14 protein-coding genes are annotated in these 12,012 nt (G+C 68.0%); 9 read left to right on the top strand and 5 right to left on the bottom strand.

What is annotated here, in order from left to right; all coding sequences use genetic code 11:
* Positions 1–185 precede the first annotated feature (185 nt).
* Both IG04_RS0136135 and IG04_RS43295 read right to left on the bottom strand, forming a co-directional pair.
* Complete coding sequence (locus IG04_RS0136135; protein ID WP_051771392.1) at positions 186–1,037, bottom strand: serine/threonine dehydratase; 852 nt, start codon at positions 1,035–1,037, stop codon at positions 186–188.
* Complete coding sequence (locus IG04_RS43295) at positions 1,034–1,537, bottom strand: DUF6584 family protein (protein WP_036016621.1); 504 nt, start codon at positions 1,535–1,537, stop codon at positions 1,034–1,036. The genes IG04_RS0136135 and IG04_RS43295 overlap by 4 nt, the downstream gene beginning before the upstream one ends.
* A 36-nt stretch (positions 1,538–1,573) precedes the next feature.
* Between IG04_RS43295 and IG04_RS0136125 the strand changes: the two genes are divergently transcribed.
* Together IG04_RS0136125 and IG04_RS43290 are read left to right on the top strand one after the other, a co-directional pair.
* Positions 1,574–2,716: a hypothetical protein gene (locus IG04_RS0136125; RefSeq protein WP_030481237.1), complete on the top strand. Its 1,143-nt coding sequence runs from the start codon at positions 1,574–1,576 to the stop codon at positions 2,714–2,716.
* A gap of 38 nt (positions 2,717–2,754) precedes the next feature.
* Positions 2,755–3,153 (top strand): hypothetical protein, encoded by a 399-nt coding sequence (locus tag IG04_RS43290; protein WP_051771389.1) that lies wholly within the window; start codon positions 2,755–2,757, stop codon positions 3,151–3,153.
* On the opposite strand, the gene paaI is transcribed toward IG04_RS43290, so the two are convergent.
* Entirely contained in the window at positions 3,092–3,478 is a 387-nt protein-coding gene (gene paaI, locus IG04_RS0136115; protein ID WP_030481235.1) for a hydroxyphenylacetyl-CoA thioesterase PaaI, read from the bottom strand. The two genes, IG04_RS43290 and paaI, sit on opposite strands and share 62 nt — an antisense overlap.
* Before the next feature lie 232 nt (positions 3,479–3,710).
* The gene (locus IG04_RS0136110; RefSeq protein WP_030481234.1) at positions 3,711–5,030 is read right to left on the bottom strand and encodes a glycoside hydrolase family 18 protein; all 1,320 of its coding nucleotides are present in this window, start codon (positions 5,028–5,030) and stop codon (positions 3,711–3,713) included.
* A gap of 140 nt (positions 5,031–5,170) precedes the next feature.
* On the opposite strand from IG04_RS0136110, the gene IG04_RS0136105 reads away from it, so the two are divergent.
* From IG04_RS0136105 to IG04_RS44550, 3 genes are all read left to right on the top strand, one after another.
* Complete coding sequence (locus IG04_RS0136105; protein ID WP_051771386.1) at positions 5,171–6,220, top strand: methionine synthase; 1,050 nt, start codon at positions 5,171–5,173, stop codon at positions 6,218–6,220.
* 92 nt (positions 6,221–6,312) lie between these two features.
* The gene (locus IG04_RS0136100) at positions 6,313–8,166 is read left to right on the top strand and encodes a glycoside hydrolase family 9 protein (RefSeq protein WP_030481232.1); all 1,854 of its coding nucleotides are present in this window, start codon (positions 6,313–6,315) and stop codon (positions 8,164–8,166) included.
* 38 nt (positions 8,167–8,204) lie between these two features.
* Positions 8,205–9,353: a PLL family lectin gene (locus tag IG04_RS44550; protein ID WP_051771384.1), complete on the top strand. Its 1,149-nt coding sequence runs from the start codon at positions 8,205–8,207 to the stop codon at positions 9,351–9,353.
* On the opposite strand, the gene IG04_RS0136090 is transcribed toward IG04_RS44550, so the two are convergent.
* Positions 9,340–9,819: a GNAT family N-acetyltransferase gene (locus tag IG04_RS0136090; protein WP_030481230.1), complete on the bottom strand. Its 480-nt coding sequence runs from the start codon at positions 9,817–9,819 to the stop codon at positions 9,340–9,342. The genes IG04_RS44550 and IG04_RS0136090 overlap by 14 nt on opposite strands.
* Positions 9,820–9,883: 64 nt before the next feature.
* On the opposite strand from IG04_RS0136090, the gene IG04_RS0136085 reads away from it, so the two are divergent.
* The 4 genes from IG04_RS0136085 to IG04_RS45910 all read left to right on the top strand — a co-directional run.
* Positions 9,884–10,405 (top strand): LppU/SCO3897 family protein, encoded by a 522-nt coding sequence (locus IG04_RS0136085; protein WP_144065383.1) that lies wholly within the window; start codon positions 9,884–9,886, stop codon positions 10,403–10,405.
* Positions 10,402–10,959 (top strand): YdeI/OmpD-associated family protein, encoded by a 558-nt coding sequence (locus IG04_RS0136080; protein ID WP_211257877.1) that lies wholly within the window; start codon positions 10,402–10,404, stop codon positions 10,957–10,959. Before IG04_RS0136085 ends, IG04_RS0136080 begins: the two co-directional genes overlap by 4 nt.
* Before the next feature lie 5 nt (positions 10,960–10,964).
* Entirely contained in the window at positions 10,965–11,618 is a 654-nt protein-coding gene (locus IG04_RS0136075) for a hypothetical protein (RefSeq protein ID WP_030481227.1), read from the top strand.
* Positions 11,619–11,706: 88 nt separating this feature from the next.
* On the top strand, positions 11,707–12,012 hold a 306-nt coding region (locus tag IG04_RS45910; protein WP_338043645.1), incomplete at its 3' end, for a helix-turn-helix domain-containing protein.

The raw sequence follows: 12,012 nt of genomic DNA, 5'->3' as shown, positions 1-12,012 counted from the left end.
TAGCGTTCGCTGCGTGACGTTCTTTGACACGGAGTTCGACCTTGCCGCGCGGGCTCGGAGCGCGTTTCGGTGCTTCGTCAGTCCTGCGGACCGGCGGAAGCTGAGCGTTCAGGCCCGGCGTGACGACATGCCGGTGTGGGTCGTGTCGCCGTTGCGCCGGCTGGGAGCGCGCAGGTTCCGGCGGGCTAGCTGGGACGCCACTCCGAGTTCGCTCCGCACAGGAGCACGCAGGGCAGCTCACTCGACACATCGCCCCTGAGGAACGCCGCGAACGCCGCCGCGCCCGCCGGTTCGACCGCGATCCGGAACTCCTCCCACAGCCGGTCCCGTGCCGAGAGGATCTCCACGTCGGTGACCAGGGCTGAGGAAACGTTGTGCTGCTGCAGGATTTCCAGCGACAACGAGCCTGCGCGCGTGGCGCCGAGCGCGTCCGCGGCGATGGAGTCCACCACCGAGTCGACGGGTTCGCCGGCGGCCAGCGCGTTGTGCATGGCGCAGCAGTTCTCGGGTTCCACGGCGACGACGTGGCGTCCGCCAGAGGCCAGCGCGGCGCCCGCGACGAGTCCGCCGCCGCCGACCGCGACGAAGATCGTGTCGATGTCCGGGGCGTCCTCGACGATCTCCTGGGTGACCGTGGACTGGCCCTCGATGACGGGAAGCGAGTTGTACGCCTCGATGTAGGGCAGATTGAGTTCGCGGGCGGCCGCGGCGGCTTCGGCGTAGGTGTTGCCGTGGCGGATCAGCTTGGCGCCCAACGCTTCGATGCGCCTCGTCTTGGTCTCGGGCGCGGTCACCGGGACGAACACGGTGGCGTGCGCGCCGAGCAGTTGCGCGGCCTGGGCGACGGCGATGCCGTGGTTGCCGCCCGAGGCGGTGACGACCTCGGAGACGTTCAGCGACAGCAGGGTGTTGACCGCGCCGCGGAGCTTGAAGGAGCCGGTGAGCTGCAGGTGCTCCAGTTTGAACACGAGCGGTCGCCCGTCGGCTGACACGCGCATGATCGGGGTGCGGCGGACGTACTGCGACAACGTTCTCATGAGACCAGCTTCCACAAGAACTGCACGAGAGTCACGATGCCCAGCAGGAAACACACCAGGACGAACGTGCCGCCGGCCATGACGATCAGGCAGGCGCCCCACGACGTCTCCTCGTTCGGGGTGCCGTCCAGGTCCTGCTGGAGCTGCACCCGCGCCTCCTGGTAGAGCGACGCGAGGCGGGTGCGGGCCGTCTCGGTCGGGGCCTCGTCGACGCGGCCCTGCCATGAGAGCGCGACCAGACGGGAGTCCGCGCGGCGATAGGCGCGTTCGAAGGCCAGTAGTTCGTCGGGATCCCGTTCGTCGGAGAGGTAGGTCCAGCGGCCTGCCTGAGCCGGCTGACCGAGTACGCGGTAGACCTCGGCGAGCCGTTCGCGCAGGTCGAGCCGCTGCGGGTAGGTGCCCACGAGCCCGGCGACGCGCTGACGTGCGCGAAGCACGCTGGCGAGGTCGCCTCGCAGCAACTCCTCGGCCGCTTTGTGGAGCGTCAGCTCTACCGGCATGAAGATTAGTTTTGCAGGTAGGGCTAGCTTTGACCCGTGTTCGGCCTATTGCTGCTGGTCTCCGGCCTCGCCTGGTGGCTGGGTCTTTACCTGCTCGCCCGCGACCCCCGCAAGCCGCTCCTGTGGTGGGCGGGCGCCGGGATGATCGGCTATTCGGCGGCGGTCGTCGCGCCGAATCCGGTGCTCCTCGCGGTGCCTGCGCTGGCCTGGACGGGCGCGGTCCTGGTGCTCGCACGGCCCGAGTTGATCAGGTGGTGGCTCCTTGCGCTGCTGCCGTTCTTCGCGGCGTCCTTCTTCGTACCGTGGGTCGTATTGCTCCCCCTGGCCGCGGCAACGGTCCTAGCCATAAGAAAACGTGCTTACTTTTCACTCGTTGGAGTGATGTTCGGGCTCTCGGCAGGTGCGTTCCTGCTGGGATTGCTGCCCGACGCGATCACGTTGCCGTCGCTCGGGTTCGATGTGGTGGTCTTCGGGATCCTCGTCGCCGTCACGGACGCGGTCGAGGAGGGCGAGGCGATCCGCGCGGACATGCTGCGGTCACTGGTCATCTCGGGCTTCACGGCGGTGCTGTTCGGATCGCAGGTGATCTTCTTCGGCGGACCGGACCTGCTCGTCTTCACGACCGTGGCGGCGGCGATCGCGGTCCAGGTGCTCGCGAACCCGCTCGCGTCCGTGGTCGACCGCCTCGCCGTGCCGTCCGTCGCGGCGGAACGCGCCGAACTCCGCGACGCCGCCGAGGCGTTGCCCAAACGCCCGCCGCTGGTGACCGAGGACGACGCAGAATTCGCCCGGCTCACCCGCAAGGCGCTCAGCCACTACGGCGATCTCGGAAAGCTCGTCGCCAGCCCGTTGATCGCACTGACCGACGACGGCCCGCCGCTCGATCGGGCCGCGCAGTTGAAAAGCATGCTGCTCGCGAGCATTCAACGGCTCAAGCCCCTGGACGGCGATTTCGGCACGAGCGATGAATGGCGCTACTACAACGCCGTGTACTTCTACTACGTCAAGGGAATCCGGCCATATTCGGTCCGGACCAAGCGCGAGGACCTCGACGCGGAGGATCGCCGTGCGCTGCAGTGGTTTGTGACACAGGTGCCGGAACGGACCCTGCACAACTGGCAGAACGCCGCCGCACGCCTGGTCGCGGCCGACCTGATGGCAGGAGTTGGCAGCACTTGACGTGGCTTTGGCAGCGTTGAGCGGGCGATGGTCGGGCCATGTTGAAATTCGCCTTGAAACTCGACGGTGTCGCTTCGTTCGCGCTGGGTCTGCTGACCCTGCTGATTCGCCCGGAAGTCGGAATGCCGGTGGGCTGGCAGATCGGACTCGGTTCTTTCTGCGTGGCCTACGGCGCGGGAGTGTTCTTCTTGGGAACGCGCGCCACCCCGGACCGCCGAATCGTGCTGCTGGTCATCATCGGCAACCTCGTCTGGGCCACCGACAGCATTCTCACCGCAGGACTGAACTGGTTCCCGCTCACCGGCATCGGCGTCGCGCTCGTGCTGGCCCAGGGACTCGCGGTGCTCGGCTTCGCGGTCCTGCAGTTCATCGGCCTCAGGCGCGAAGGGTCCGCGACCGGCCGCGGAACTCAGCCACGATCTCGGTCCCTCGCCTGACCGTGATGTCGTAGATCCCGCTGCGGCCGAACCGGGTCCGTTCCACCGCCTCCGCCACCAGCTCGTCGCCCTCGTGCACGGGCAGGATGAAGTCGATCTCGGCCGTGGCGGCGACGGTGACGGACCCGGCCCTGTTGCAGGCACAGGCGAACGCGCTGTCCGCCAGCAGGAACACGTAGCCGCCGTGCGCGATGCCGTGGCCGTTGATCATGTTCTCCGCGACCGTCATCCGCAGCAGCGCGTACCCGTCACGCAGTTCGACGGGCTCGATGCCCAGGGCGGTGGACGCCTTGTCGGCGGCGAGCATCTCGGCAGGACCATTCATTCGGGCAGCGTAATCACCCTGGCGGTGGTGTCACGCAGCGTTGGACCCGCCTTACTGTCCGATTGGCTTGATCGCTCAACATCGGAGGAGGTCAACATGGGTGGTTGTTCCTGCTGTGGCGGGTGCACGGGTCCGGGCTGCGGATGCTGCAGCTCTTGCTAACTGCTTCGGATGTGTGAGGGCCGTTGCGGGGACGGAGGTTCCCGCAACGGCCTTCTTCCCGCAGGGTGAATCAGCCCGTGTAGGTCTTGAACATGTTCGTGAACTCCCAGTTGGCCTGTGCGATTCCACTGCACGTGGGCGAAACCCCGCCACCGGGGCAGCCCTTGTCGCGGCCCGCCGACCAGAACGCGACTCGCCCGACGTGGTTGGCCTTCGCGTAGTCGAGGACCTTGCGCGCGTCGTCCTGGGTCGTCGTCGGGCCCGTGTCGTTGCGTCCGATCATCGGAGTGAGGCCCAGCAGCGCCTTCAGTTGCGCGTCGGACTTCGACGGCCAGATGGCGCGCATCTGCCCGAGGGTGGCGTTCGCGGCGTTGACCATGGCGTCGCCCCAGTTGCCCGTGTAGCCGAAGTTCATCAGCATCGGGTTCACGAGGACGTTGACGCCCTTCGCGGCCGCGTCCTTCAGGACGTCCACCGAGTACGGGTCCATGCCGTAGTCCTGGCCCTGGATGCGCATCGTGTAGCTGACGGTGGTGCCGCGGGTGTCCTGCAGCCTCTTGAGCGCCGTGTTCACGATGGCCTGCGGGATGGTGGCTTCCACGTCCACGTCGATGCTGTTCGACCCCACGGCGTCCAGCACGGCCACATAGGCGTTGTACAGGGAATCCGCGGTTGAGCAGACGTGCTCCAGGTACGGGCCCATGGCGCCGCCGGTCGCGACGATGACGCTGCCGCCCTGGGCCTTCAAGGCCCTTGTGTCGTTCACGATGCGACTGTCGTTCAACGGGACCGTGCCGCCCCACGCCGGTACACAGCCGCTCGACGAACCGAGGGCGAACGCGAGCGTGAAGTGTTTCTGACCGGTCGCGTTCGCCACGTCCATCAGTGACGGCGTCGGCATCGTGATGTCGATGTATGGGGCGACGCGCGCGCTTCCGGGCGTCGGTGGCACATCGGACGTCGTGGTGGTGGTCGGCCCAGTGGTGGTGGTCGTAGTGCCACCGCCGCCACCGCATGGAACGCCGTTGAGCTTGCAGTTCGTCGGCAGCGCGGAGCCGCTCACCAGGAACCCGAAGCTGGTCGACGCACCGGCCGCGACGTTGCCGTTGTACTCGCGGTTGGTGAACGTGTGGTGGTTGCCGCTGCTGGTCAGCGTGGCGTCCCAGTAGGAGCCGACGGACGCGCCGGCGAGGTCGAACTCCAGCTTCCACCCGGACAACGCGGTGGAACCCGCGCTGACCGTGAACCTGCCCTGGTAGCCGGAGCCCCAGGACGAGTCCTGGCTGAACGCGGCGGACTCGCCGGCGGCCGAGGCGGTGGGAGCGATGGCGACGAGTCCGGCCACCAATGCGGTGGCGGCCCCGGCGGCGAAAAGGGCGAAGCGGGCCATCGGGTGTGGTCCTTCCGGCAGGGGAGGAAGGGAGTGGTGCAGGACCACGGGGCGCGTCGCGGTCCTGCACCACGTACAGGGAGGCACCCATACGTTCAGCGCCTGCTCAATCACGGTAAGTGGCCTAGACCATAGCGTCAATGGGTCTAGACCTCTTCTGTCCGCCGGACAGTGGAACAATCCGGTGGGTGCGTGGAGCAACTGGAATCGGATCGCTGCCCGGAACCGACATCGACGAGGCGGCGCGCGTCGTCGTCGGAGAGCTGCCTGAGCTGCCGCACGTCCCGGAGCTGCCTGGCCGGGGAGTCGGTGCGGACATGATCGGCCGTACCGCCGGCCTGCTGGTCGACCTCGCGATCGAGGTCGTCACCTCCGGCTACCGCGTGACCCCGCGCGCCGGCCGTGACCACCGCCGCGCCGTCGACCTGCTGCGGGGCGACCTGGACGCGTTCGACGAGGCGTTGGAACGTGCGGGGGCGCAGCCTGAGACGGTCAAGTTGCAGGCCGTCGGGCCGTGGACGCTGATGTCGAACATCGAACTGATGCGCGGCCATCGGGTGCTCACGGACCCAGGGGCGGTGAAGGAGTTCGCCGCGTCGCTCGCCGAAGGTCTCAAGCAGCACGCTGCCGAGGTCGCCAAGCGCACCAAGGCGAAGGTCGTCGTGCAGATCGACGAACCGGGTCTGCCCGCCGTGCTGCAGGGCCTGCTGCCGACGCCATCCCAACTCGGCACCGTGGCCGCCGTGCCGGGGCCGGACGCCCGCGCGGTGCTCGCCACCGTCATCGATGCGTTGAAGGGCCACGAGGTCGTGGTGCACTGCTGCGCGCCGCACCCGCCGCTGACGTTGCTCCGCGAGGCGGGCGCGACGGCGATCGCGTTCGACGCGACGTTGATCAAGGGCGCGGAGGCGCTCGACGAGATCGGCGAGACGTGGCAGGCGGGCACGACGCTGGCGCTCGGGCTGGTGCCGAGCACCGATCCCGGCGCGCCGGTCGCGCTCAAGGACGTCGGGCAGCGGGCGTTCACCTTGGTCGACCGTCTCGGCTTCCCGAGGTCGATCCTCGCCGAGCAGGCGCTGCCGACTCCGACCTGCGGACTAGCGGGTGCATCGTCCACTTGGGTCAAACGCGCACTCTCACTGACGCGTGACCTCTCCTCGGCGTTTTCGGAACCGCCTGAGGGCTGGTGATGTCCGGTTTGTGGGGCTAGTCTGCTGCGAACTGTTAGGAAACTTTCTTAACCGAAGGCCGAACGCCGAGGCCTGGACCGGGAGTTCCCCTCATGCGCATCAGACTTGCGGCCCTTGTCGCCGCAGTGCTCACAGGTGTGGTCGTGGCGCCTGCACAGGCCGTTCCCACCGGCCAGATCCGGCTGGATCAGGTCGGGTTCGGCACCTCCGAGCAGAAGCACGCCTACGTGCTCGGAGGCGCCGCCAACACCAAGTTCTCCGTTGTGAACAGCCGCGGCCGGACCGTGCTGACCGGCAGGACGGGTGCCTCGACGGGCTCGTGGAGCGACACGTTCCCCGCGGTGCACCCGATCGACTTCTCCGCGTTGAAGAGGTCGGGCACGTACCGGATCAAGGTCGGCACGACGACCTCTCCGGTGTTCAAGGTCGACTCGCTGAAGAAGCTGTTCTCGCCGGTCGCGCACAACACCGTCGAGTTCTTCCAGGCGCAGCGCGACGGCGCCGACGTCATCCCCGGCAGGCTGAACCGCAAGCCCGCGCACCTCACCGACCGCGAGGCGCTCGTCTACGAGGCGCCGGTGTTCGCGGGCGAGGGTGGCGACCAGATCGCGGCGCCGTTGAAGCCCACGGGCGCGAAGGTCGACCTCGAAGGCGGCTGGTTCGACGCCGGTGACTTCGTGAAGTTCACGCACGCCTCGTCGTACTCGACCGCGTCGATGCTGCTGGCGTTGCGCAACAAGCACGACGCCGCGCTCTACAACGAGGCCAAGTTCGGCCTCAAGTGGCTCGACAAGGCGTTCGACGAGAAGACCGGCACGCTCTACGCGCAGGTCGGCATCGGCACGGGCTCCGCGGAGTTCGGCTTCGTCGGCGACCACGACGTGTGGCGCCTGCCCGAGGCCGACGACAAGCTCAACGTCAAGCCGGGCGACAGCGAGTACTTCATCAAGCACCGCCCCGTCTTCCGCGCGAACGTCGCCGGCGAGAAGATCAGCCCGAACCTGGTCGGCCGCGTGGCCGGCTCGTTCGCGCTGGCCGCCCAGATCGAGGCCGACCGCAACCCGCGTGCCGCCCGTGCGTACCTGGACAAGGCCGCGCAGCTGTTCGCGCTGGCCAAGACCGAGAACGTCGGCGAGCTCGTGACGGCGTTCCCGCACGCGTACTACCCCGAAGAGTCGTGGACCGACGACATGGAGTTCGGCGCGACGCAGCTCGCGCTGGCCGCCAAGGCGTTGCACGACAAGCGTTACGGGCAGTTCGCCCGCGCGGCCGCGCACTGGGCCAAGGAGTTCCTCGCGACGCAGGACCCGGACACGCTCAACGTCTACAACATCTCCGCGCTCGGCCACGCCGACCTCGCGAAGCTGTTGAAGAAGGGCATCCCGGGCGCCGAGGTGACCGAGAAGCAGATCATCGGCGACATCCAGCGTCAGCTGCAGAAGGGCGCGGACGCCGCCAAGACGTCGCCGTTCCGCACCGCCGCCAACGTCGAGACCTGGGACGTCGGCTCGCGCACGTTCGGCTACATCACCACCGCCGCGCTGTACCAGAAGCTCACCGGCTCCAAGGAGTACGCGACCTTCGGCACGCAGCAGCGCGGCTTCGCCCTCGGCACCAACGCCTGGGGTACCTCGCTGATCGTCGGCGTCGGCACGAAGTTCCCCGAGTGCCCGCACCACCAGGCCGCGAACCTCTCCGGTTCGGTGAACGGCGGCTCGAAGGTGCTGGTCGGCGCCGTGATCAACGGCCCGAACGACGCAACGCTCTTCGGCGACCTCGGTGAGATGCCGCCTGGTTCCGTCAGCTGCACCAAGCCGTACACGCTGGAGTTCAACAACGCGAAGTCCGTGTTCGCCGACGACCTGCGCTCGTGGCCCAGCTCCGAGCCGGCCATCGACTTCACGGCGACGGGCGTGCTCGGCTTCTCGCTGATCGCCCACTCCTGAGTGGCGCCGGCGCGGGCCTGGGTGTCCAATTCGGACTTGTGCTCAGGCTCGCGCTGGTCTTCGTCTTGCTCATGTCCGGTACCGCACATGCGTTGCCGTTGGACGTGAGGTGCCGAGTTCCCGGCGTGCACGACGCGGACGTCATCCGCGCCGTGCACGCCGTTGGTCTTTCTCTGCGCGTGAGCGACAAGGTGATGCTCGCCGGGTTCGAGGCCGGATGGGTCGAGTCGCACATGAACAACCTGTCGTGCGGTGACCGTGACTCGTTGGGCGTGTTCCAGCAGCGGCCGTCGATGGGGTGGGGGACGCCCGAGCAGATCATGGACGTGCCCTATGCGGCGCGGCGGTTCTTCGAGTACGCGGTGCGCGTGGACCGGCCGGAACTCTCCGCCGGGCTGCTCGCCGACGCGGTGCAGCGGTCCTGCTGCCCGGAGCGGTACGACCAGGCGGAAACGCGCGCCGGATCGATGCTGCGGCAGGCGTGGCAGGGTGGGCCCGAGGTCGTCGGCGGCGTCGTCCACGTGGTCCGGGACGGCGATGTCTGGGCCGGCGGCTCGCGGCTGAGCACCTCGGGCGACTTCGTCGGACGGCCTTCGGTGGCCGGGCGCTCCGTGTACGCGCGAACGGCTCGGGGCGAGGTCAGGGCGTTGGCGGGCGGCGCCGCGCGGACCGTGGCCTCGGGTGTGGCCGGCGATCCCGAAGCGGTGGCTCGTCCTGACGGGACGGTGGACCTGTACGCCGTGCTGGCCGACGGCAGCGTCGCGAAACTGTCAGACCTGCCTGAGATGATTGGGATGGGGGGCAGGTCCCCCCAGGGGGCCCTCCAGTCCGGATCGATTCCGAGCTGGCAGGCGGTGAGCCCGGCCGGCTTCGCGGCGGGCAAGCCGTCCGCCGTCGCCTACCCGGACGGGTCCGTGGCCTTGTACGTCAGGTCCGGCGACAAGCTCATGGCCACCGCCGCCGGAGCATGGCGCGAGATCGCCCATTCCCTCGAAGCCTCACCCGAAGCGGTTCTCCGTCCAGACGGGACGATCGGCGTCCACACCCTGATCGGCGGACGCCCGCACCGCCTCACCACCACCTGGGAACCGTTGGGCGAAGGCCGTTTCATCGACACCGTGTCCGCACAGCCCGACGGCACGGTCTACGCGCGCACGGCCGAAGGCAGCGTGCTCAAAGCCGGTTGAACGGCTCCGCGTACCGGAACGCGCCCGCGGGCACGTCACCGAACAGCCGCGCCTGGAAGTACGGCGCCCACTCCGGAACCGGCGGCGTGATCCCGAACCCCGAAGCGAGCCGGAAGCCGAACCGCGAGTAGTAGTCCGGCGAACCCAGCAGAATGACCGCGCGCTCGCCGCGAGCCTCAGCCGCACCGAGAACCGCGTGCATCAACGCCGACCCGATACCGTCGCGCTGGTGCGAGGGATGCACGGCGATCGGCCCGAGCCCGAGAGCGGCCACCTCGCCGAGGTACCCGCGCGTGCACACGACATGCCCGAGAACGCCGTCCTCCACCAGCGACAACTCCGGGATCCAGCCCTCGTCCGCGCGCAACCAGTCGATCAGCTGAGCCTCCGGCCCGTCCTTGAACGCGAGGTTCGTGACGGTGCGGATGGCGTCGATGTCTGCGGGTGTCTCCCGCCGGATCAGCATGAGGCGCACTGTGGCCAAACCCGTCGCCGCGCGCCACTCAGTTTCCGCCGCCATAATTCGCAGCGTGGTCGTGAGACAGACCGTGATGGTGTGCGTACTTGCCGTGCTGGCCTATCTCGGCGTGTGGTGGGCGTTCAGTGGAACCGACGAACCCGCCCAGCCGGCGCCGGAGTCCATGTTCCTAACCGACTACTCCAAGGCGGACAAAGGCAGCTGCGTGAAGTTCAACGGCCCCGGCGAGAACGACCAGGGCCTGACCGTCATCGGCTGTGAACAGGACAGGGCAGCGCTGAAGATCGGGACCGTGCTCACGGAGACGAGCGGCAAGTGCCCGCGCGGTGACTACAAGGTGTTGCGCGACACCAGGCACAACGCGGCGCTGTGCCTGCTGCCCAACGCCGAGCGCGGCGACTGCTTCGAGCTCGACACCGACGACCTGCAGAGGTCCGTCGTGTCCAAGTTCGACTGCGCGGCGCCGCGGGTGAACGTGCAGGTCGTCGAGATAGCGGACGAAAGTTGCCCCGCAGAGGCCGAACTCGGTGTTCCCTATGAGGACATGACGCTCTGCCTGAGGAGGGTGCGTTGATCGTCTTCGAGGGTCCCGCCGAGTTCGACGCGTGGCTGCACGAGAACGGCGCGAACGAGACCGAACTGTGGATCAAGTACGCCAAGAAGGGCTCGGGGATCAGGACGATCACCTACGGCGAGGCGCTGGACGTCGCCTTGTGTCACGGCTGGATCGATGGACTCACACGGTCCGTGGACGAGACCTACTACTCGCAGCGGTGGACGCCTCGACGTCCGCGGAGCAAGTGGTCCAAGCGCAACTGCGGCAAGGTCGAGGAACTCATCGCGGCCGGCAAGATGCTGCCCGCCGGGCTCGCCGAGATCGAGAAGGCCAAGGCGGACGGACGCTGGGACGCCGCCTACGCGGGACCGGCGACGATCGAGGTGCCGGACGACCTCACCGAGGCGTTGCAGGCCAATCCCAAGGCAGCCGAGTTCTTCAAGACGCTCAACAGCCAGAACAGGTATGCCGTGCTGCTGCGCATCCACGACGCGAAGAGGCCGGAGACACGGCAGAAGCGCATCGCCCAGTTCGTTGAAATGCTGGCGGACGGACGCAAGCTCTACTCTTAGGAATCATGAAGTGGTTCCGCCGCCGCAAAGCCGAAGACGTCGCCCCGACCCATCTGCCGAACGCCGAGGAAGCAGCGCAACGCTTCTGGGAACGGTGGTTCGAGCTGGTACCCGTGGTCAGCGCGGCGCTCGGCGACGGCGAACCGCACCGCGTCGAGGACGAGCTCAACGATCTGGTGAGCTCGTTGCACCCGGACCTGGTGTTCTCTCTCGAACAGGGCCACATGGCCATGTACGCGCTGGTGATCACGGGTCAGGAAGACCCGAGGCTGCGCCCGTACACCGACGCGTGGATCAACGCCGCGCCGCCGTCGGACATGGTGTGGGAGTTCCACGACTCGGTGCCGCCGGTGCCGGACCCGACCGAGGTGATCGTGAACCTCGGCCAGGTGAGGATGCGGCTGGGTGACTACCGCGTGGTGGCCCAGGTGGACGGTGACGTCGTGGACGTCGCGGTCTACCACCCGGCGCTGGCCGGCCTGAGCGACCAGCACCGGCAGACGATGACGTTCCTGCCCCTGGACGTCACTCTGGGCGAGCGGCTGGCGGGGGAGCGGCTGCGGCGCGTGGAGACCGCGGAACTGGAGCCACAGGGCACGATCAGCCTGCTGGAGCTGCGTTCCCTGGTGCGCGAACTCGCCGGGCAGGCGGAGCGCTGAAAACTGTCGGACCTGGTCACCATGGCCTCCGGTGGAGGTCCCGGTGTTCAGGTCGGGGAGGGATCCGGACTCCGCCAGTAGCGTCTGAGTGGAGCTGGGGCGATCCAAGCACGCGGTGCGCAGGCCGGTGGTCCTGCGTCGTGGTTGTCATGGTGTTCCCGGTAGGTTGTGGTTGGTGCGAACGGCGTACAAGTGCCGGGCTTACCCGACTCCTGAGCAGGCTGCGGTGTTGAACCGCACGTTCGGGTGTGTGCGTCTGGTGTGGAACAGGACTTTGAGCGAGCGGAATCACCGTTACCGCGCGGAGGGTGTGCGCACGTCGTACCGGCAGACCGATGCGGCGCTGACCGGGTGGAAACGTACCGAGGAACTCGCGTTTCTGTCGGAGGTGTCC

Origin of the sequence: Lentzea albidocapillata, assembly GCF_000719115.1 — a bacterium.
Lineage (GTDB): Bacteria > Actinomycetota > Actinomycetes > Mycobacteriales > Pseudonocardiaceae > Lentzea > Lentzea albidocapillata.
The sequence above is the reverse complement of the archived record's forward strand: the minus strand, read 5'-3'. Positions and strand labels throughout refer to the sequence as shown.